Below are 21,464 nucleotides of genomic sequence, written 5' to 3' on the forward strand. Positions count from 1 at the left end.
TTTTACCCTTCTCTCCGTCTCTTTAATAAAATCAGCGCAAATGCAGGTGCCCCGATAAGTGAGGTGATCACCCCGATCGGCAGTTCCGATGGGGCAATGATCGTTCGTGCCACAAAATCCGCCAATATTAAGAATCCGCTTCCTATCAACAATGACAACGGAAGTAAATGTTTATGGTCAGGCCCCCAAATCTTTCGGACAAAATGAGGAATGACCAATCCTACAAAGCCAATCGCCCCCGAAACGGCAACGGCTGCACCTGTCAATGTCGAACCGGCTATCAAGATCCACATTTTCCGCCGCTTAACATTCACACCTAAGTGTTTTGCCCGGTCTTCCCCGAAAGTCATCGCATTCAATTCACTTGTATTCATGATCAAGATCAATGAACCAATGATAAAAAACGGCAAAATGATTGCAATGTAATTCCATCCGCGCATTGAAACGCTTCCCATCAGCCAGCCGATGATTTGTCTTAATTCATCACCCGTCAGCGCAATCATCAATGAAATGAAGGCACTTAAAAACGAGCTAAAAATGATCCCCGTTAAAATGATCGTTTCCACTTTCATCGATCGATCCATTTTTTTTGCAAACGTCAGTACACAAAGCATCGTGAGCACTGAGCATAAGATGCTCAGTGCCGGAAGAGTATATAAACCGATGAACGGCAGTGAAATATTCAAGAATATTGTCAATACGGCGCCGACCGATGCTCCTGATGAAATACCCAATGTGTAAGGATCAGCGAGCGGGTTCCGGAGCAGTCCCTGAAAAGCCGCACCCGCAATCGCAAGTGATGCCCCGACCAAACCCGCAAGCAATACGCGCGGCAAGCGGATGTTCATCACGATATTCGTAAGCATAATATCCGGATCAGCAGAAATCGGCAAATGGAAAATCTCCTTGCCGATTATTTGCATAAGTACGGGAACCGGTACTGGCACCGAACCAAAGGAAATGCCTATCGTCATTGCGAATAACAAAATTAACAACGCAATCAAATAAGCAAACGCCCATTTAGTTGTCAAATTGGTTCGGATAGACTGATTTGGCAAGTTCCTCTACTCCCTCTATTAAACGTGGACCGGAACGGGTCACCAAGTCTGAATGGACATCAAAGACTTGGCCATTCTTAATAGCATTTACGTCTTGCCATCCTTTTCGGCCCTTCACTTCACTTACTGAATCTTTCGTATAGTAACCATACGTTGTAATGATGACATCCGGATTTGCAGCAATCATCGACTCTTCATCAATTTTTGCCCATCCGTCCAATTCTGCAGCAGCATTATCCGCTGAAATAATAGTAAGCATCTCATTCATGAAAGTATTTTTACCAGGTGTGTATATTTCCGGTGAAGGCGAAACTTCCACTAAAACTGTCTTCCTATCCGCTTCCTTTACGGATTTGGCCTTTTCCTGGATATCCTTGAGTTTCGTTTTCATATCCGTAACGATTTCTTCTGCCTTATCATGTTCTCCCGTTGCCTGTCCAATCATCTCAATAGACTTATAGACTTGGTCAAAGCTTTGTGCATCATTGACTACGAGGACATCTATTCCAGCATCCTTAAGTTGCTGTAAACCCTCATTTGAATTATGGGCACTTGATGCATGCGCAAGAACAAGATCAGGCTTCATGGAGACAATCAGCTCCGTGTTCATTTCCATTCCGCCAACTTTTTCAATTTCTTTCGTTTCTTCCGGGTAATTATCATTGTCGGACACACCAACGACCTTTTTGCCCAAACCAAGTGCAAAGACCACTTCCGTATTACTTGGTATCAATGAAACGATTTTCTTCGGTTTTTGTTCTATCGTTACTTTTTCCCCAGTTGCATCTTTAATCGTAATCGGGAAAGCTTCGTGTTGAGCATGATTCGTTTGCTGCTTTTCTTTTCCTTCATCCTTAGCGTCACTGCAGCCAACCATCAAGCCTGCAGTAAGCAACATTAACAGTATCAGACCAAAAATCTTTTTCATTTTCATTCCCCACAATCTTTTCATTTAATTTCTTCCCACCTAAATAAAGAAAACGCATTGGTTGGAAGATGCCCCCAAAACAAAAAGCACCTCCCGTTAAACGGAAGGTGCTTGCATGGCAACAATATCATTACGGACTCTTTCTTAGGGTCTGCCACACACCTTCCCATCCGCGTAGGTTACAGGTGTACGAATTCTGGCAGGTCTCCTGGCTCATGGTCATCGTCAACGGCACCTTCCCATATCTCATACAGTGGTACACAGCCGTCAGCTCCCATATACAGTGGCGGGACCGCGTTGGCATTTCACCAACTTCCCTTTTAAGTCATTAAGACACCAAATCGTTCATATGTATATAATTTTCACTTCCTTCATTATACACCATGTAAGAATCGATTATTATATGATTTTTCTGAACAAGTACGAAATGACCCTTCCACCTTCAATGCTTTGAAGCATTTTCAATCAGTGACGCAAACCCATCGACTGATAACCCGGGTGAAATCCGAACTCGATGCAGGGCATGCATCCCTTGGTCCCTTGAAGCTCCCCCAGGTTCGGTAGTGACTGCCATCTTGTATCCAACTTCTTCTGACAGCCTTAGACTCTCTTCATTATACCGGCCAACCGGATAGGAAAGCACCGTCGTGTCCTGGCCGAGGATACGGTCGAATAGCTCCTTCGACTGAACCATTTCCGCTTCTTGCTGCACTGCCGTCATGCGGTTCAGCTCCAAATGGTTGATGGTATGGCTTTCGATCGAAATCCCATTCCTGCTCATCTCCAACATTTGATCTTCAGTCAGGTGATGACCTTTATCAATGGACTTACCGATCATGAAGACAGTTGCTTTCATATCATTTTCTTTTAATATCGGAAAAGCCTCCGTGTAGTTATCTGTATAGCCATCATCAAAAGTAAGCCAGACGCACTTCTCACTTGGCATCCGATTCTCGGTTAAAACAAGGTATGCTTCTTCAGGGGATAATGTATAGTAACCATTCTCCCGAAGCCAAGCCATCTGTGCTCGGAATTCCTCACTTGGAACCCGAAGGCCATTACCTTCAGAAATGCTGTGATACATCAAGATTGGAAGCTGGACAGCGGACTCGGCCGTTACCCAGTTTCCCGTATCGATTTGGCCTTCCAAATCCTGCCCTGCCCCATTCTCAGCCGCTTCGACCACTTCAATGTCTTCTTCCGCAATCGGTGCAGCCGTCTTTATGCCTATACCCTCTAAAATCCCTTGTGAACATCCAGGTAAAATTAAAATCCCCAGCAATGCCACCATCCATAAAACTCTATATCTTTTCACAATCATTCCCCTAATTTTTTCTAGTATAATAGTACCAGAAAACTAGCGGATAATAAAGTATTCCATTTAATGAATTAATAGGAAAACACGAGAGCATAGTGACCTGCTGAGCATTAATGAAAATTTTTTTCATAAGTATGTGCTATAAGCTTGAAAAGTTTGCCTATAAGAAATATAATAAATAAGTCGTCGACTTATATATATGTCCCAGTAGCTCAGCAGGATAGAGCGACAGCCTCCTAAGCTGTAGGTCGTAGGTTCGACTCCTATCTGGGACGCTAATTAAAAACCCTGTTACAACGCGGTTCTTCCGTGTAGTAGCAGGGTTTTTTCTGTGATTTATGTGGCGGTTGGACAAAGTAAACACTACTTCATCAATCCCTATAGATATAAAAAAATCTGAGCCCTTTAAAACACAGAACTCAGATTTTTTATATCAAGATAAGCAATATTATACTTGAAACAAATTACCCTTTAGCTATACTTACTTTTCAACTAAGCCTATCTCGTTGATTTTTTCTTCAAAAACAGGTCCGAAACTTTCAGAATAAGTATTCGTTAAATGTCTATTATCACGGTAAATTATAACATTACCAATAATGGGCTGAAATTTACCGTTTACCTTGAAGTAATCTGTTAAGTCAATTTTATGCAATGATTTATTCTCTTTTTCAAATTGGCTCCAAAAGCTTTCGTCTTTCTGATTATCTACTGAATTCATTTTTTTTGTAGTTTCTTCTAGTCCATCTGTTTCTAATGATTCCAGTACATTAAAACTATATCTTGGATCATCACGAATCGCTAACACTTCAATACCATATTCATCTTTAACATACTGCAGCTGATCAACCATTTGTTGTTGTATTTTATTATTAGGCGTATCAGAAGCTGTGGCATGAGAAATGACAAGATCTACATCTGAATCCTTTAGATAATCGAGAACATTATTGACCCAGATACCTTTCAAATCATCATCCGCATAACCTGTTGAAAAACGTGTACCTGAACGAGTCATATTCAATACACGATAATTGTCATCTTTTGTTGCTTCTAAAATGGCACCTAACCAATGCTCTGAATGGGAACTGCCGATCAGGGCAATTGTAGCATCGTAATTTTCAGTTTCGCCATATTCCCCAATTTTCAAGTCACTTTCCTTTAACCCTTGGTTACTGCCGTCCAAATGCGCTTTTGGTAAATCATCAAAGACTTCAGAATATGATGGAATTGGTTCTTGATCAGGTATATCGTCAGGGTTTTTGACAGCTAACGCTCCTGGATAATTTTTATCATTTATATTATTTTCCAGCTTATTTTGATCTATATATACTCCAATTAAAAGAGATGCAATCAAGAGTACATTCACACTGCCCATTATCCCGAGTCTCTTGAATGAGTATTTATTGTCCTTTGAGCTTCGGATTGGTTCTTCTATATATCGAGTCATTAAAAACGAAAGGGCTATTGATGAAACGATAATAAGAGTACCAACGATGAATCCTGGAGTTTCCTGGACATTATAACGATAGAACTCCAATAATACCCAATGCCACAAATAGATTCCAAAGGCAATTCCACCTAGCTTCACCATTACAGGTGAACCTAAAAAGCGTTTGACACCATATTTCGTATCGCATGTACCAGACAAAACAATGAATAATGCGCAGGTCATTGGCCATAAGGCAATATACCCCGGAAACATTTCAGATACATTGAATACTATTCCAGTTAAAATTAAACCGATTAATCCGAGCCAGCCTATCACGGTAGCAATATATTTATTTACCTTTATTGATGATAAATTGATACAGAGCAAACTGCCTAAAGCAAATTCCCAAACACGTGTCATCGTAATGAAATAAGCCCATGGCTGATTGACAGAGGTTAAATATATTGAGTATATAAAAGAAGAAACAAATAATATTCCTAAAATAGTATTGATTAATGTTTTAACTTTAGTTAGTTTATATTTTTTTATTAAAAATAAAATTAAAGTGAATATTAAAAACCAGATTATATAAAATTGTCCTTGTATTGACAAAGCCCAAAAGTGTTCAACCGGTGTTTTCATTTGGCTGGAATCTAAATAATCCGTGCTAGAAAAAGCCAGTTGCCAGTTTTGGTAAAAAAACATTGAGGCAAATACTTCATGTATAGTTTTATCTAAAATTGATTTTGGTAATAAAAACCAACTTAAAGCCAGAACAATTGCAAGAATAAAAAATACAGAGGGAAGTAATCTTTTTATTAACTTTGTGACATATGGCCTAAAACGATATTCCCCTGTTCGATTAATTGTGGAAACAATTGAAGTGGTAATAAGAAAACCTGAAATTACAAAGAATACGTCAACCCCGCCAGAAACACGATTTAACCATATATGATATACCGCTACCAGCAGTGCCGCAACAACGCGTAGCCCTTCGATCTCGGGTCTGAATTTACTCTCAATATTAATTAATGGTTGATTCATTTGATTCTATCTCCTACTTTTTCGTCATGCATACAATTTAAAATTATATCACTTTACAATAATGATTTGTCAATATAGTAGAAAAGGTTCTTTAATTTTCACGAGTTCGGAGCTTTTCCCAACTTATCAACCAGACCCCCCTTACAGAAATTGTACGTTGCCTGGGTACGAAGCCCACTCGCTTTTACATTCATTGAAATAGAACGTTACTTTATAAGTCAGTCCACCAAGGGCAACGAAAACGTGGCATGCTCCAACTGACCGGGTTTGTTAAACTGTCAAACATAAGAACATCCCCGCACAAAAACGAACAATACAATTCAAACTGTTTAATAGTAAAAGGAAGTTTGATTTATTACATGGATTTCTGAATAAAATCATGTTTTTTTAAAAAATATATGTTTTAACCTGTCCCATCCGGGTATATAAATACTGTAAGACATTCTCACCAAAGGAGATGATGTGCATGATGAGTACAATCAGAAGCCAATGGAACAAAGAGAATGACGCAGCGGTGTTTAGTCCCGGTGATCAGCGTTAGAGTCAATTGAAGCGTTAGATGATAATCAATTATGGGAATTACTAGTCTTCTCATCCAAAGGAGGAGGATACGATCATGAGTATTTACAGCCTATGGAATCCAGAGAATGATGAAGCAATTTTCAGTCCGGGTGATCAGAAGCCATTCAGTACACTCACACGAGTAGATTCGGATAAACACACACACACTGACAAAACACTTGAATATGAATTACATGGCACCGTACTGAATGAAATTTAACAGAAGCAGATATATGGAAGGGGATGGAGCACTCGCTCCATCCCTTTCTGCCGTCTTTTTCTTTTATATGAATTTCGCCATTTCAAATAAAAGAAAAGAGCCCTTTCACCATGGAGCTAAAGGTGAAGGACTCTTTTCTTTTATTTATCGAATTTCAGTTTTGCCAAGGCATCCGCCAATGCAGTATTGATCGGCTCTTCTTTATTTTGCTTTTTCATATAATTGGAGACTTCATTTTTGGATACTTTTTGATTTTTATTTTGCCCTCTTCGTTTATTGTAAGAAGAAAGTTTTTCGTGAAAACCACATTTACAGGTGAATGTCTGCGCTTCTCCTTGACCGCGCATTTCCATCTTTTTGTGACATTGTGGGCATCTGGCATTTGTTACACGTGAAACACTTTTTTTGTGGCCACATTCACGATCTTGGCAGACAAGCATTTTTCCCTTTTTACTATTCACTTCAAGCATCAGCTTGCCGCAATCAGGGCATTTCGTTCCTGACACGTTATCATGCTTGAATTTTTGGTCACTATTTTTGATTTCATGGACGATATTTTTAGCGTAGGTGCGCATATCTCCGATGAAAGCCTGTTTTGGCAGCTTTCCTTTTGCAATCGCGGTTAACTTTTGCTCCCATTGAGCTGTCAAAGCTGGTGATCGCAAGTCTTCAGGCGCCAATTGAAGAAGTTGTTTTCCTTTCGAGGTAACATGAAGGCCCTTTCCCCTCTTCTCTATCAGGAAGCTATTGAACAGCTTTTCAATAACGTCAGCACGCGTTGCAACAGTTCCAATTCCGCCAGTTTCACCCAAGGTCTTGATGAGCTCTTTGCTTTCCCCTGCCATGAAACGAGCAGGATTCTCCATTGCCGAAAGAAGCGACCCTTCATTGAATGGTTCTGGCGGTTTCGTTTCACCCTCTGTTTGTTTCACGGTCGAAATGGTTAAACGGTCACCTTTTTGAACATTCGGAAGCAGTTGCTCTGCAAGGCCATCTTTAGCTTCTTCCTCATCGAATTGGTGATCATAAACTTCCTTCCAACCTGACTTCAGGACGACCTTCCCTTTTGCCATGAATGTCTCCTGCCCCATTTTTGCGGTGATGGTCGTTTGTTCATATTCAAAAGGCGGCATCAATACAGCAAGGAACCTTTTAACGACCAAATCATAGATTTTCGATTCCTTGTCGCTAAGTTTTCCCGGCAGCGGTGTTTGCTCAGTGGGGATGATTGCATGGTGATCAGAAACCTTGCTATCATCCACGAACGATTTATTGACCTTAATCGGGCTGCGGAGGATCCTCGATGCATACTGGGCATATGGTTTAATGCTTACAGCTTGTAATCTTTCTTTTAGCGTATCAACCAAATCCGTTGATAAAAAGCGTGAATCCGTCCTTGGATAAGTCAAGACTTTATGGCTTTCATATAAGCGTTGCATGATCGATAGCGTCTCTTTCGCCGAATAGCCGAACTTCTTATTGGCGTCCCGTTGAAGTTCTGTTAAATCATATAAAGAAGGGGCAAAACTTTTCTTATGGGACTTGTTAACTTCAGCGACTTCTGCACTTTTCCCCTTAACGGCTGCAAGAACCTGTTCAGCCTTGTTTTTATCAAATGTGCGGATATCTTTTGATTGAGCATCTTGCCATATCAGGCGCAAATCAGGTTCTGCTATTGCCGAAACGCCATAATATTTCCTAGGCTGGAATTGTTTTATTTCTTCTTCTTTTTTTGCAATCATCGCAAGTGTCGGCGTTTGGACCCTCCCGCAGGATAACTGGGCATTGTGCTTGGTTGTCAGGGCACGAGTCGCGTTCATCCCAACGATCCAGTCTGCTTCCGCCCTTGCTACAGCAGAGGCAAATAGGTTTTCATACTCCTTGCCATCCTTCAGGTTTTTAAATCCATCTTTGATAGCTTTATCCGTTACAGAGGAAATCCAAAGCCGTTTGACCGGCTTCTTCACATTCGCTTTTTCGAGAATCCAGCGTGCAACAAGTTCCCCTTCACGGCCTGCATCCGTTGCAATGATGACATCCTTGACATCATTGCGGTTCAATTGTGTTTTAACCGATTGAAATTGTTTGCCTGATTGCTTGATGACGACCAACTTCAAAGTAGACGGCAACATGGGCAGGTCCTCAAGGCGCCAAGTTTTATATTTTTCATCATAAGATTCCGGATCTGCATGGGTGACCAAATGACCTAGTGCCCAAGTGACGATATACTGTTCGCCTTCAAAAAAACCATTACCCTTTTTCCCGCAATTCAGCACTTTAGCTATATCTCTTCCGACCGAAGGTTTCTCGGCCAGTACGACTGTTTTACTCATAATAACATCCTTTCGCTTTTAAACTGGTTCCTCTATTATCTCATATAATTTATGACAGGGCGATAATGCACAGCATGGCATTGATAAACAGATCGAACAGGGCTCCCCGCACCCACATATATGTAAATTAATAGATTAGATAGCAATCCCGTGCAGATTTTAGTATGATGAAACGTAGGGATTTTTTCAAATTAATTGGGAGGTTCAATATAAAATGAGCTTACTTTCTATAGATAAATTAGCACACAGCTTTGGCGACCGTACCTTATTCAAAGATGTATCCTTCCGCCTGATGGCCGGTGAACATGTAGGCCTGGTAGGGGCGAATGGTGTCGGGAAGTCAACGATGATGAATATCATTACAGGACAACTCATCCATGATGATGGTCGGGTGGAATGGACACCTGGTGTCGAATATGGCTATCTTGATCAACATACGATACTTTCTAAAGGTAAATCGATTCGCGACGTCTTAAGGGATGCATACTTACCTTTATTCGAGCAGGAAAAAGCACTGAATGAAGTTACAGAAAAAATGGGTACAGCCACACCGGAAGAACTTGAAGAACTTTTAGAACAAATGGGTGAAATCCAGGACAAGCTGGAAGCCGGTGGTTTTTACAATCTAGATATTAAAATTGAAGAGGCAGCACGCGGTTTGGGATTAGATGCAATCGGATTGGACCGTGACGTTTCTGCCCTAAGCGGTGGACAACGGACAAAAGTTTTACTTGCCAAATTACTTTTAGAACAGCCTGAAGTACTGCTCCTTGACGAACCGACGAACTACTTGGATGTGGAGCATATCCGCTGGTTGAGCAGCTACTTAAAGGAATACCCTAATGCATTCTTATTAATTTCGCATGATACCGAGTTCATGAACGGAGTCGTCGACGTCATTTTCCATCTTGAATTTTCAAAATTGACTCGTTACACGGCAACTTATGAAAAATTCCTGGAGCTTGCCGAATTGAATAAAAATCAGCACATCAATGCATATGAAAAACAGCGTGAATTCATTAAAAAGCAGGAAGATTTCATTGCTAAAAATAAAGCCCGCTACTCAACGACCGGTCGGGCAAAGAGTCGTCAGAAGCAATTGAACCGCATGGAACGCATCGATCGTCCGGAGACTGCAATGAAACCGACTTTTGACTTCAAAGAATCACGTGCGAGCAGCCGTTATGTATTTGAAGGGGAGGATTTGGAAATCGGATATGACCGCCCATTGCTTCCGAAGCTATCCATGACCATCGAACGAGGAGAAAAAATTGCCGTGGTCGGCTGTAATGGGGTTGGTAAATCCACTCTTTTAAAAACGATTTTGGGTAAAATCGATCCTCTAGGCGGTAAAAGATCACTTGGGGATTTCCTTTTTTCTTCTTATTTTGAACAAGAAGTGAAAGCAGGCGATACGACGCCGATCGATGAAGTATGGAATGCATTCCCGCATCTGGACCAACCGCAGGTACGTGCGATCCTTGCCCGTGTCGGTTTGAAAAACGAGCACATTACACGTCCGATGAGCCATTTAAGTGGTGGTGAGCAATCGAAGGTCCGCTTGTGTAAGCTCATGCTTACCGAAAGTAACTGGCTGCTTTTTGATGAACCGACGAACCATTTGGATGTTGTCGCGAAAGAAGAACTAAAACGTGCATTAAAAGAGTATAAAGGTACGATTATCCTCGTCTGTCATGAACCTGATTTCTATGAAGATTGGATTACCAAAGTATGGGATGTTGAAGAATGGTCGAACAATAATTAACTTGGTCTATTTAGAGGGTGCCCGCTTGAAACGGGGCACCTTCTTTTTATGTCAAAAAAGACTGAAATGGTTATAAAATCCCCCTTTCAGTCAGCATCACTTTTTATTATTTTATTTGTTCAAGTTTTGTTTCGCCAATTCGGATCCTAGAAACTTCGCTAATTCAAGCATGCCATATTGGCCTGCTGCTTCCTCAGCGTCACTGTTATAATTCGTATTGGTATTGATGTCATACGTGGAGATTTCACCATCGCTGTTACGAATGAATTCAATTCCTGCAATCGAAATTTCATTCGCTTTTAAAAACGCTTCATATTTTTCAATAATCGGATCATGAAAATCTTGCACAATTTGAAATTTTGGTTTTTCTTCTACCTCTTCACCGATTGGGCAGAATAAGTCACCAATTTGGCATGCATCTGCAGGACAAAGCTCGAAACCTTCGGATGTATCAACCTCTACCGCATAAATAAACTTGCCACCCACGAATTCACAACGGGTGATGAATGGCTCCGGTGCTTTTATGTATTCCTGAATTAATGTAATCCCATCAACTGGCTCATCGAATTCTGGACCTTCCACATAATGTTTCAATGCTTCTACTGAGTGAAATAATTGAACACCGAGTCCTTTACCTGCACGGTTATGTTTCGTGATAAACGAAGCTACATTTAATTTCTCTGCTGCCTTCATGATATTTTCCTTACCTACAGCTGCGATCGTTTTCGGAGTCTTAATTCCAGCCTTTGTCAGTGCCGTATATTGATTGACTTTGCTGACCTCTAAACGAAGCGCTCGTGACCCATTGAAGACTGTACGATTATGCTGTTCAAGCCACGCTAGCACAGATTCTGTCATTTCAGGCGCAAATCGGTGCCCACGAGTATGTGAGCTTGCACTCATACGGCTATAAAAAACGCCCTCTGGCGGTTCCTCTGTTAAATCCACCACACCCTGATCAAGATGCCATTCTTCATAGGGAAGTTCTAACTCATTCATTCTTTTGGTTAAATGGGCAGTCCATTCCTCATTTTCATGAATGATATAAATTTTACTCATAAAAGGTTCCTCCTGATTGTTTAAAATTTTATGTTTTTATCTGAGGCATAGAGACATCCTTTTTATATGCATAACACTTTTGACTGCATCCTTACACTCGTTCCGCCACTAATGTAAATGTTTTCGGAAGCCCAATATCATGGATTTTATGATTCGGTTCTTCCTCGAGCACTTTAATAACAAGCCCTGATTGACCTATTGACGTTATCAGTTCCCCGATTGTCCATTTACGCTGTACAACTTTTGAAAGGCTCCCTTTTTCCTCATCCGGCATATGCTTCGAAAAAGCGACCTCATTGTTTTCGATTGCCGGAGCGAAATAGTTGCCTGTTATTTTATGTTTTTTACCATTTGAAGTAATGAGCTTTGTTGAAATCGGGTGAAATTCATGCAGGACGAATCGGCCTCCAGGTTTCAGCATCTTTTTAATTTTTTCAAATAAAGGCTGCAGATCTATTAAGTAGTGAAGTACACCGAGCTCCATTAAAACCAAATCCTGATTCCCTAATTCATGCTCGGATGATAGTGAAAGGACATCCGAAACGATATACTCGATGGAGACATTGGCCCCACTTGCCAGCTCATTTGCAAACGTTGCATTTTCCTGGGAAAAATCAACGACTTTCACTTCAGCTCCCAATATGGCGAGGGCAACTGCTTTAACACCGTTCGATCCCATCAAATGAGTGATTTTTTTACCTGATATTTCTCCCATATATTTATAAAAAGGGTGCAGTCTCCATTTGGGGTTTTGCTTGATTTTTGATGCCAATTCCACGGGATCTCCATAACGATTGACCAGCGCTAAATAATTATTCTGGTTCCACGCCTGTTCATTTTCCGCTGTGAACCCCTTCTGCTTGGCAGATAAGTAAGCATGGATCTCGGAACTGCACTTTCTCATTTCTTCGTCGTATAAATAACTGTATAACGACCTGCACCAAACCTCCATATCGCCCATCTTAATGGACAAACGATAAGGGTCCGTTTTAATGGTCGTGTTAAACCGGCAGCGCACAGTGGCAGAAACCCCCTCGACATCCATTAGAAAGGAGGCAGTCTCAGGACTTCTTTCAGGCTTTGTTGGTGCGTATTCGGAAAAAAGATCTAAAGCCTCATTAAAGACATCCCATTGTACATCAATATCGATTTTCTTATACTCATCGATGTCCACTCCTTGCACGAACAGAGCGGATCGACCTGTATATTGGTATGGGATATTAGCTTGATCCAACATGTTCGCCATTAATGTGATTGAATGATAATAACTTACCTTCATATGAACCTCCTAAACATCAAAAGAACATGACAATTATTCTTCTATAGCAAATTTCAAACCCGTATTCGTAATGGCAATCAGCTCTTCATCATGGCGGTCTATGCCATAAACGAGTAATGTAACAAGCATGTATATTGCTCTGAACCGGGCTAAATTCTCTGTTTCCTTTTCGATTTCACCATAGATATCAAAAAAAACCCTGCGCACTTCTTTGGGGAAATAACTGTATAAAAAGGAGAAATCAATGGCTGGATTCCCGACATGAACATCTCCCCAATCAATGATACCCGCGAGAACGCCTTCTTCATCGAGTAAAACATTCCGGATATGAATGTCTCCGTGAACGAGTGAAATCGGGTGCTGAACATCGAATTCACCTAAGGTTTCAACAAAATCCTTAACCGCATGCGCCTGTTCAAAGAATCCTAGCTTTAATAGATTCGAGACATTTTCCATTAGCGATTTCTTACGATAGGATACATCAAGCCTCATCATCCCATCAGGCTGCACACCTAAACGCATAGCCCTTTCCACAGGGAAACTGTGAAGAGCTTTCAAAAAATGAGCAAACCTTTTTGCCGATTCGGCCTTATTTGCCACTGATCCTTCTACAGGCAAGTGTCCCTTTACCATTTTATAACCGGTAAAAGGATACGGATACAGTGTACTTGGTTTCCCAAAAAAGATCGGTTCAGGGATAGCAAGCGGAAAAGTGCCTGCAATGGAAGGCAAAAGCTGACTTTCCACCTGAATCAACGTAACCGCAATAGGGCGGCGGGGGAAACGGAATACAAATTGCCCATTGATTTGTATGACCGTGTTATCGAAGCCCTCCCCAAGTTGCTTGATCTCTTTCAACTCAATTTCCGGAAACTGCAGCATGATCAATTTCCCCGCTAGCTCCAGCGAAACCGGATATTCTGCCAACCAAGGCTTTTCCACTCCCGTCTCCCCCTTTTACCGGTTTCTCCCTCTATTGGGGCTGCTGCCAGATCCACCTCTAAGATTACTTGGCCCTTGTGTACTGTTTGCTCTACGGCTGTCTCTTTGATCTCCTCGCGGATTGTCACGCTTTGGTCCACGGCTGTTTTCCATCCGACCTCCCCGTGAATCCTCACGCTTTGGTCCGCGGCTGTTTTCCATCCGGCCTCCCCGTGAATCCTCACGTTTAGGTCCGCGGCTGTTTTCCATCCGACCTCCCCGTGAATCCTCACGCTTTGGCCCGTGGCTGTTTTCCATCCGGCCTCCCCTTGGTTTCTCCCTCTCGAATTCACGATTGTCCGCTTGATTTACAGAACGGTGACTGCCTCGATTCGGTCCTCTCGTATCTATCCGTTCCCGGTGTTTCCTTCCCCCGCCCGAACGCGGTCGGCGGGTACCCTCATCAGAAGAGTCTTCATAGCGTTTCCTTTTTTGCCTCACCTCATCGGGTTGGAACATTTTCACGCCTTCAATCGTCCTTCTTTCGATTTTCATGGAGATCCCTTTTTCAATCTCGCTTAAAAGCTGTAAATCCTTCGTTGCTATGAAAGTTACAGCCAAGCCATTCTCACCCGCCCGGCCCGTCCGGCCAATTCGGTGGATGTAACTTTCTGCATCCTCGGGAACATCATAATTAAACACATGTGTCACGCCTTCTACATCGAGTCCACGTGCGGCAACGTCCGTCGCCACTAAATATTGAAGCTTCGCGTCTCTGAAGTTTTTCATGACACGTTCCCGCTTTGCCTGTGAAAGGTCACCATGAAGCTCTTCAGAATTGAATCCAGCTGCTTTCAGGGCATCATTCAAAACCGAAACGCGACGTTTTGTACGGCAAAATATGATCGCAAGGTATGGCTGTTCTTCTTTGATCATGTTGATTAATGAAGACTGTTTGGCACGATCGGTGGTCTCGATGACAAGCTGCCTGATTTTCTCGACCGTTACTTGCTCAGCCTTCACAGCGGCAGTTAATGGTTTAGTCATATAGCGTTTAGCCAATTGATGCACCTGTTCAGGCATCGTCGCTGAAAAGAGCAACGTTTGGCGCTCCTCTGGAAGCTGTCCCATGATTTCTTCCACCTCTGGTAAAAATCCAATATGTAGCATTTGATCAGCTTCGTCCAGCACGAGTGTTCCAGTTTGTGATAGATCGATGGTGCCTCTTCGTAAATGATCTAATAGCCTGCCTGGCGTGGCGACCACCACGGAGATGTTTCTTGTCAGCTTTTTCATTTGCTGCTCGACATCTTGTCCGCCATAAACTGCAAGCACTTGGAGTCCTTCAATTTCATTAGCGAATTTCTTCAGTTCAGCAGTGATTTGCAAAGCCAATTCCCTGGTTGGCGTAACGATCAGGGATTGTATGTGGGATGCAGCGGGATCTACTTTTTCCAGGATTGGCAGCAAAAATGCCAAAGTCTTTCCCGTCCCCGTTTGAGCCTTCGCGATGACATCCCTTCCAGCAAGGATATCTGGTATCGATTTCTCCTGGATCGGGGTAGGGGCGGTTATTCCTATTTGCTTTAATATCATGTTAATCGCCGGGCTGACGCCAAGGTCGATGAATTCTGTCATGTATGGGCCTACTTTCTGAATTTCTTCATTTAATTGACTGATAAATCCACTGAAATGGTAACAGCTTCCTTCAGTTAATGTCATATTCCTTAGTCTAAGCTAATTGTTAGTATATCATTATCTATTTTCGAGAAAACCTGTACCTTAAAATTTTTCATCCTATTGTACTTTAGTTGTTTTTCTAATATAATTTATAAGATTATCCAATCGAGCTACTTACTTTAAAATAAAGGGTAAGCATCTCATCCTTGTAGATTTGTGCAAGGATTTTTTGTATATAAAAAAGGAGTGACCGCATGTTTAAATTAAAAGAACGAAATTCAAATATTAAGACGGAAGTACTTGCGGGGCTTACAACTTTTTTAACTCTGGCTTATATCATCGTTGTAAACCCAATGATCCTTTCTGATGCCGGTGTTCCATTCGACCAGGCATTTACGGCAACCATAATCGCAATAATAATCGGTACCCTAAGCATGGCCCTATTAGCCAATTACCCTATTGTCATAGCACCGGCAATGGGATTGAATGCTTATTTTGCATACTCGGTATTGGGAACCCATGATATTTCATACACAGTTGCCTTCTCTGCAGTCTTTGTTACCGGTATCATCTTTATCCTTTTATCCCTAACCTCTTTCCGCTCTAAATTGATCGAGGCCATCCCTAATAACTTGAAGCATGCAATCAGTGCCGGAATCGGACTTTTCATCACCTTCATCGGACTTCGCTTGTCAGGTGTCGTAACACAGCATGAATCCAACCTGGTTACCCTTGGAAGCTTCAGGGATCCTAATGTGGCGCTTACATTGATTGGTTTGGTCATAACGATCGTGCTGATCGTTCGCAATGTGCAGGGAGCGATATTCATCGGAATGATCGTGACTGCCATAATCGCTTTCTTTACAGGCCAATTGGAAATTAACGGTCTAGTTTCCACCCCTTCATTACCTGAAGGGATTATCGTCGCCAATCCAATCACATCTATCGCCGATGTCATTAACTACGGCCTTTATGGCGTCGTCTTCTCCATTTTGCTTGTAATGCTTTTCGATACGACCGGTGCTTTATTAGGCATAGTCCGTCAAGCTGGATTGCTGAAGGATAATAAGCTTGAAAAATCCGGCAGTGCCTTCTTTGCAGATTCCATCGGCACTACTGTTGGTGCCATGTTCGGTACAAGCCCGACCGCTGCCTCAGTTGAATCATCAGCTGGTGTAGGAGCCGGCGGCAAGACAGGTTTAACCGCGTTGGTTGTGGCCATCCTTTTCTTAATGACCGCCTTCTTCAGCCCACTGATAGGAGCTGTCTCAAATGTAGCGGCAATCACGGCACCTAGCTTGATCATCGTCGGAAGCATGATGATTAAAAGCATTAATGAAATTGACTGGACACACTTTGACGAATCATTCCCAGCCTTTTTGGTCATTGTCGCCATGCCTTTAACATCAAGCATCGCCAACGGGATAGCACTCGGATTCATCTCCTATCCCATTTTAAAAATGGCAAGGGGCAAATTCCGGGAAGTGAATCCGTTCGTGTACATGTTTGCCGTTTTATTCCTTTACCAACTGATTTTCCTGGCTTGATCATTTCGTGAAGGACATCATGGGATAATAAAAAGGAGTGTTCAATTCATGTTAATTGAACACTCCTTTATTCGTTTACGTGCAATTAATTTATAACGCCATCCATCTTTTTACCTTTAATCACACTTGGTACTCCAACTGCCGTGCAATTATCGGGAACGGATGTCAAAACAACTGCATTTGCCCCCACTTTCGAATTCGTGCCAATTCGGATGCCACCGTGTATTTTAGCGCCATTTCCTATATACGCATAATCACAAACCTCAGGTGCCTTTTTACTTTCTTTATTTTGTCCTAAACTTACTTGATGCATAATCGTAACATGATCTCCTATTTTGCAATATGGGTTGATAAGAACGCCTTTAGCTCCATGGGGCAGACGTAAATCCTTGCCAATTTGACATTGCCCAGGAAATTCGCAATTCAGGAAAAGTCTTATGATTAACAAATCTACCATGCGGTACATAATCCATAATACTTGTTTTAAGATTGGAATGTTCACTTTATAGTAAATTATATTGCCTATCCGGTAAACAAACATGACGATTATTCCATGGATTCCGCCCAGTCTCCCCCAGTTATTAATAAATGACAATTTATTGAACCATTTAAATAAACCCATGATATGCCTCCTAAGAACATGATTTTAATTTATCGAACAGTGATCGCAGCTTTTCCTCTTCATTCTCCCAATTATATTCTTGTCCATATGCGGCCTTCCCCAGTTCACCCATTTTTGCTGCCTCCTCAGGGGATTCCATTAAATAAACAGCATTTTGAACGATTTCATCCATGTTTGCTACATCGACGGACACTCCACAGCGCCATTTATCCAGTACATCTTGAATAAGGAAATCAGAAACCATAAATGGAATGCCAGCAGCCATATATTCAAAGCACTTTGTTGTTTTACCACCAATGAAATTAGGATCAGGAACTAAAAATGCCATGCCTGCATGTGCTTTCTGGATGGATTCAAATGCTTTATCAAAAGCCATTACACCCTCTAGACTGATATAATCTTCTAAGCCGTTGTCAACTATGAACGTTTTCAATTTTTCGATGTATGCTTCACCGCCCGTTCCAATGATCTTCATGTGAAATACTTTCTTTAATTCTACTAATCTTTTTGCAAGATACAGCATGGTTTCCCCGCCACGTATATCAGAGATGCTTCCTAAATAGATAAAGGTAAATACATCTTCTTTTTCTGTATTTTCTATCATTGAAAGAATTTTCGGGTAATTATAAACATCAACGGTTGGACAAGTTAAGAATCGATAATCATCTTTATACGTCATTTCTGCAAACACGACCCCGCTGCATGCCCTTAGCAATTGTTTCTCCGAATAACGATACATACTCAATGCAATTTCGGGGATTTTTTTTCTCATAAGGACCTTAGTTACGTTTTCATGCATGTCATAAACAATGACCGGATGATAACGGGGAATCCTTCTAATAATATTCATTAAAATCAGCAGCTCTGGATCATGAAACTGAATCACATCAGGTTTATCCTTCTTAATCTTCCGGTACAGAGCAATCCAATTTAATATACGTCCTTTTCTAGATCGCTTAGTTAACAGTTCAACTTCAATATTGTCTGGTATATTATCTGGGATCAGATTATTTTTAATAGCTATATGCTTCACCTTGTACTTTCCTGTTTCCCCGAGAGAAAAGGCTTGCCGAAAATAAATCCTGGTGTCATTCCATGGATGCACCGAACTGATATTATAAAATAACTTCATCTGTTATCTCCCTTTTGTGAATCTGACCCTAACATTAAATACATGATAACGAAAGTAAAAACCATCCCGCCTGTCACAAACGTTGTTGTAAGCGCAGTATCCGCTAAACACCATGCAGGTACAACAAACAGGATTATGCCAACGCCTTGCCACTTTTCATTTTGCGTCAGGCTATCATAAAGCCATAATATCGCTGCTAAGATCACTGTATAAATCAAGAATCCAAAATAACCGAAATTAGCAAAAGCATCGGCGAACATATTGGCATTGGCTGCCATTTCAGGTCGGCCAAAGTACTCTGTACCGATAATGTATGGCGGACTCTTGTCATAAACAGGATCTATGAATTTTTCAAAAATACTGTACGACAGCAAGGCTTTTGGATGGATTGAAAAGAAGTCTACATAATAGGTTGTCAGCAACCCCGGCGTGACGATCATCCTTCTGGCAAATAAATTGGATAAATATGCCTGACCAAGGATAACATCCAGAATAATGCTGATGCCCAACAACAAGCAAAGACTTACACAAAAAAGGATGGAGAAGTTTCTTCCCTTCTTCCGAAAAGCAATAAATACAACAATTAATAATCCAGTTGATAACAGAGTGGACTTCAATCCATTGACGGTGTATAAAAGGTATTGCAGCGCTAGTCCGATAAACACATAGGTATATTTTTTTTTGCATAAGCCAATGGTCACGATAAATGGATTACATACTTTTGCAAGCCACTGTATAATATAGCCTGCAAGAGGGGTCAATTTTGTTCGAAAGGTTAATCTCTTATCATAGATATCCTCGGAGTTTATGGGAGGCTTTAGACTAATTCCACCCGAAACCTTGAAGATGTAAAGAAAAAAAATGAATAATGTTATAACGAAAATGACTTTTAATAGACCGATATTAATACTAGGAGGGTTAACCTTCATGGCTGGCAATCTATTAACATTTCCGATGATAAGTAAACAAAAAAACAAAAGGACATTCGTATATATATAATCAGGCTTTAGCGAAAATAAATAATTCGGGACCCATACTACCGGTATATAGACAATAAAATACAAAATCCAGAAAACGAGTTCCGACGGCTTATCCAGATCCTTTTTTATGAATATGGCTGGCAATATAATAAAAAACATGGAAATTACTATCATGACTGCACTTGGATGTTGTCGATATATAAATCCCATATAAGCATATTCAGGGGAAATAAAGTAAACGTAGGAAATATCCAATAAGCAGACGTATATTCCTATCAGACCCATTTGAATCAGCTTCATTTTTTTAGGTTATCCTCTCGATCTATGGAATGTATCGCCCTATAGCCAAGGAGAGCAAAAAAGTAGTAACTGGCCCCCATACAAATGCTAAAGTATAAAATGGCTGTTTCAGCCGATCCCCCTGAAATGAAAATGACCAGTACTCCAATGGTTGACAGTAACAGCCTTGAAACATCCCATAAAAGCTGAGTCTGTTGTTTTTTGATTATATACAGTATTTGGGAAATTGGCATGACATTCACTTGGCCTATAAACATGATTGACATCAACGTCACATATTCACCGGAAACACGCCACTCTTCCCCAAAAACAAAACTGAAGAGCCCTGGGGCAATCCAAGCTAACAGTATCAATGACGGTATGCCTATCATCGCTAACTTAGTAAGAATGCTTCTATATAATTTCAAAACCCTTCCAGGATCATTTGTAATGCTTTTTACCACTTCGGCATAGAATACCGCTGAAATACTTGCTCCCACCAACGTAATGGGCATACCTACCGTTTTTGAAGCCATGGAAAAATGACCCGTCACTTCAGGTCCGTATAGACGCATTAATAACAAAAATATGATTTGCATAGATAAAGAGCTTAATAGTGTTGACCACGTAGAGTATTTGGCGAAATCCTCATACTTTTTAAACAAATACCGGATTCTTCTATAGTTCACTTTTGGCCAATGCATTTTCTTTAAGAAAAATCGCCAAATGTACGCAAAGGTTATTCCCCGTCCAATTATATCTCCTGCAGTTAAACCCATTCCTGGAGAAAGGTGATTAATGGACGTAAGCGAGAACTGACTAATAACATTGCTAATCGATTGAAGTAGTTTAGAATGGAATATTCCTTTAAACTTATCTTCTTTCACCAACCAGTGAATCAACACTTGGTATATCCCTGCAAAAAATAGACCACTTGAAAGCAAAAGGTCATTCATAATAGTCGTCTTAATCCCGTAAAGATGAAATAACGACAGATTAAAAAGGCTCAAAATCAAATTCAGCATACAAACAACGGCAATCGTAAACATGCTAATGTAAATCAAGTGAAACGTATTCTTATGGTTTTTTTCTAAAGGAATCGCCTTTTCTAAACAAAGAGATGAAAATGACATGAGAATGGCCAAAAGGGACGTATAGGTTGAAAACACACCAAAATCTTCTGGTTTATATATTCTTGTCAGTATGGGAGAACTTGCAAATAGAATAAGCTGTGCAATTGAATTGCCTGTTAATAATAAAAGGATTTTATTAATAAATTCATTTTTTATTTTCATATTCTCAAACCACGCCG

General features: G+C 41.0%; 16 protein-coding genes, 1 tRNA gene and 1 riboswitch. Of the genes, 4 read left to right on the plus strand and 13 right to left on the minus strand.

All coding sequences use genetic code 11. The annotated features are described in order from the left end of the window. Positions 1-2: 2 nt before the first annotated feature. The 3 genes from MKY17_RS27545 to MKY17_RS27555 all read right to left on the minus strand — a co-directional run bounded on the left by MKY17_RS27545 (position 3) and on the right by MKY17_RS27555 (position 3,301). Complete coding sequence (locus MKY17_RS27545; RefSeq protein ID WP_286176927.1) at positions 3-1,058, minus strand: iron ABC transporter permease; 1,056 nt, start codon at positions 1,056-1,058, stop codon at positions 3-5. Further along, the gene (locus MKY17_RS27550) at positions 1,021-1,986 is read right to left on the minus strand and encodes an ABC transporter substrate-binding protein (RefSeq protein ID WP_098370346.1); all 966 of its coding nucleotides are present in this window, start codon (positions 1,984-1,986) and stop codon (positions 1,021-1,023) included. Before MKY17_RS27550 ends, MKY17_RS27545 begins: the two co-directional genes overlap by 38 nt. 180 nt (positions 1,987-2,166) lie before the next feature. Continuing rightward, a riboswitch (cobalamin riboswitch) is annotated at positions 2,167-2,342 on the minus strand. A gap of 86 nt (positions 2,343-2,428) precedes the next feature. After that, positions 2,429-3,301 carry a polysaccharide deacetylase family protein gene (locus MKY17_RS27555; RefSeq protein ID WP_260397937.1) on the minus strand — a complete coding sequence of 291 codons (873 nt, stop codon included), beginning with the start codon at positions 3,299-3,301 and terminating at the stop codon, positions 2,429-2,431. A gap of 204 nt (positions 3,302-3,505) precedes the next feature. Here MKY17_RS27555 and MKY17_RS27560 point away from each other — a divergent pair. Further along, positions 3,506-3,579, plus strand: a tRNA-Arg gene (locus MKY17_RS27560). A 206-nt stretch (positions 3,580-3,785) separates the two neighbouring features. On the opposite strand, the gene MKY17_RS27565 is transcribed toward MKY17_RS27560, so the two are convergent. After that, positions 3,786-5,774 (minus strand): acyltransferase family protein, encoded by a 1,989-nt coding sequence (locus MKY17_RS27565; protein WP_098370249.1) that lies wholly within the window; start codon positions 5,772-5,774, stop codon positions 3,786-3,788. Between the two features lie 616 nt (positions 5,775-6,390). On the opposite strand from MKY17_RS27565, the gene MKY17_RS27570 reads away from it, so the two are divergent. Further along, positions 6,391-6,555, plus strand: coding sequence for a hypothetical protein (locus MKY17_RS27570; RefSeq protein WP_179891000.1), 165 nt, complete (start codon positions 6,391-6,393; stop codon positions 6,553-6,555). A 140-nt stretch (positions 6,556-6,695) separates the two neighbouring features. Here MKY17_RS27570 and MKY17_RS27575 read toward each other — a convergent pair whose 3' ends face one another. Then, the gene (locus MKY17_RS27575; RefSeq protein WP_098370250.1) at positions 6,696-8,888 is read right to left on the minus strand and encodes a DNA topoisomerase III; all 2,193 of its coding nucleotides are present in this window, start codon (positions 8,886-8,888) and stop codon (positions 6,696-6,698) included. A gap of 214 nt (positions 8,889-9,102) precedes the next feature. Here MKY17_RS27575 and MKY17_RS27580 point away from each other — a divergent pair, with 214 nt between their 5' ends. Beyond that, on the plus strand, positions 9,103-10,653 hold the full coding sequence (locus MKY17_RS27580; protein WP_098370251.1) for an ABC-F family ATP-binding cassette domain-containing protein: 1,551 nt from the start codon (positions 9,103-9,105) through the stop codon (positions 10,651-10,653). A gap of 111 nt (positions 10,654-10,764) precedes the next feature. Here MKY17_RS27580 and MKY17_RS27585 read toward each other — a convergent pair whose 3' ends face one another. From MKY17_RS27585 to MKY17_RS27600, 4 genes are all read right to left on the minus strand, one after another. Next, the gene (locus MKY17_RS27585; protein WP_098370252.1) at positions 10,765-11,712 is read right to left on the minus strand and encodes an alpha-L-glutamate ligase; all 948 of its coding nucleotides are present in this window, start codon (positions 11,710-11,712) and stop codon (positions 10,765-10,767) included. Positions 11,713-11,803: 91 nt separating this feature from the next. Continuing rightward, positions 11,804-12,991, minus strand: coding sequence for a class I SAM-dependent methyltransferase (locus MKY17_RS27590; RefSeq protein ID WP_260399669.1), 1,188 nt, complete (start codon positions 12,989-12,991; stop codon positions 11,804-11,806). Between the two features lie 33 nt (positions 12,992-13,024). Continuing rightward, on the minus strand, positions 13,025-13,933 hold the full coding sequence (locus MKY17_RS27595; protein ID WP_098370253.1) for a phosphotransferase: 909 nt from the start codon (positions 13,931-13,933) through the stop codon (positions 13,025-13,027). Between the two features lie 15 nt (positions 13,934-13,948). Further along, complete coding sequence (locus tag MKY17_RS27600; RefSeq protein ID WP_098370349.1) at positions 13,949-15,550, minus strand: DEAD/DEAH box helicase; 1,602 nt, start codon at positions 15,548-15,550, stop codon at positions 13,949-13,951. A 296-nt stretch (positions 15,551-15,846) separates the two neighbouring features. Here MKY17_RS27600 and MKY17_RS27605 point away from each other — a divergent pair, with 296 nt between their 5' ends. Next, complete coding sequence (locus MKY17_RS27605) at positions 15,847-17,139, plus strand: NCS2 family permease (protein WP_098370254.1); 1,293 nt, start codon at positions 15,847-15,849, stop codon at positions 17,137-17,139. 85 nt (positions 17,140-17,224) lie between these two features. On the opposite strand, the gene MKY17_RS27610 is transcribed toward MKY17_RS27605, so the two are convergent. Genes MKY17_RS27610 through MKY17_RS27625 form a run of 4 tightly spaced genes read right to left on the minus strand, consistent with a single transcriptional unit; the run spans position 17,225 to position 21,447 of the window. Next, positions 17,225-17,761, minus strand: a complete 537-nt coding sequence (locus tag MKY17_RS27610) for a hypothetical protein (protein ID WP_098370255.1) — start codon at positions 17,759-17,761, stop codon at positions 17,225-17,227. Between the two features lie 10 nt (positions 17,762-17,771). Further along, a complete protein-coding gene (locus MKY17_RS27615) occupies positions 17,772-18,893 on the minus strand; it encodes a glycosyltransferase (RefSeq protein WP_098370256.1) in 1,122 nt (373 codons plus the stop codon). Further along, positions 18,890-20,173, minus strand: coding sequence for an O-antigen polymerase (locus tag MKY17_RS27620; RefSeq protein WP_098370257.1), 1,284 nt, complete (start codon positions 20,171-20,173; stop codon positions 18,890-18,892). The genes MKY17_RS27615 and MKY17_RS27620 overlap by 4 nt, the downstream gene beginning before the upstream one ends. After that, complete coding sequence (locus MKY17_RS27625) at positions 20,170-21,447, minus strand: oligosaccharide flippase family protein (protein ID WP_098370258.1); 1,278 nt, start codon at positions 21,445-21,447, stop codon at positions 20,170-20,172. Before MKY17_RS27625 ends, MKY17_RS27620 begins: the two co-directional genes overlap by 4 nt. Positions 21,448-21,464 lie beyond the last annotated feature (17 nt).

Origin of the sequence: Peribacillus sp. FSL P2-0133 (assembly GCF_037975445.1) — a bacterium.
GTDB lineage: Bacteria > Bacillota > Bacilli > Bacillales > DSM-1321 > Peribacillus > Peribacillus simplex_E.

Excerpts from the sequence above, each read along its gene's own strand:
- MKY17_RS27585 (WP_098370252.1), bottom strand. The coding sequence starts at position 11,712 with ATGAGTAAAATTTATATCATTCATGAAAATGAGGAATGGACTGCCCAT.
- MKY17_RS27565 (WP_098370249.1), bottom strand. The coding sequence starts at position 5,774 with ATGAATCAACCATTAATTAATATTGAGAGTAAATTCAGACCCGAGATC.
- MKY17_RS27580 (WP_098370251.1), top strand. The coding sequence starts at position 9,103 with ATGAGCTTACTTTCTATAGATAAATTAGCACACAGCTTTGGCGACCGT.
- MKY17_RS27590 (WP_260399669.1), bottom strand. The coding sequence starts at position 12,991 with ATGAAGGTAAGTTATTATCATTCAATCACATTAATGGCGAACATGTTG.
- MKY17_RS27575 (WP_098370250.1), bottom strand. The coding sequence starts at position 8,888 with ATGAGTAAAACAGTCGTACTGGCCGAGAAACCTTCGGTCGGAAGAGAT.
- MKY17_RS27605 (WP_098370254.1), top strand. The coding sequence starts at position 15,847 with ATGTTTAAATTAAAAGAACGAAATTCAAATATTAAGACGGAAGTACTT.
- MKY17_RS27550 (WP_098370346.1), bottom strand. The coding sequence starts at position 1,986 with ATGAAAAAGATTTTTGGTCTGATACTGTTAATGTTGCTTACTGCAGGC.
- MKY17_RS27620 (WP_098370257.1), bottom strand. The coding sequence starts at position 20,173 with ATGAAGCTGATTCAAATGGGTCTGATAGGAATATACGTCTGCTTATTG.
- MKY17_RS27600 (WP_098370349.1), bottom strand. The coding sequence starts at position 15,550 with ATGACAGAATTCATCGACCTTGGCGTCAGCCCGGCGATTAACATGATA.
- MKY17_RS27610 (WP_098370255.1), bottom strand. The coding sequence starts at position 17,761 with ATGGGTTTATTTAAATGGTTCAATAAATTGTCATTTATTAATAACTGG.
- MKY17_RS27625 (WP_098370258.1), bottom strand. The coding sequence starts at position 21,447 with ATGAAAATAAAAAATGAATTTATTAATAAAATCCTTTTATTATTAACA.
- MKY17_RS27570 (WP_179891000.1), top strand. The coding sequence starts at position 6,391 with ATGAGTATTTACAGCCTATGGAATCCAGAGAATGATGAAGCAATTTTC.
- MKY17_RS27615 (WP_098370256.1), bottom strand. The coding sequence starts at position 18,893 with ATGAAGTTATTTTATAATATCAGTTCGGTGCATCCATGGAATGACACC.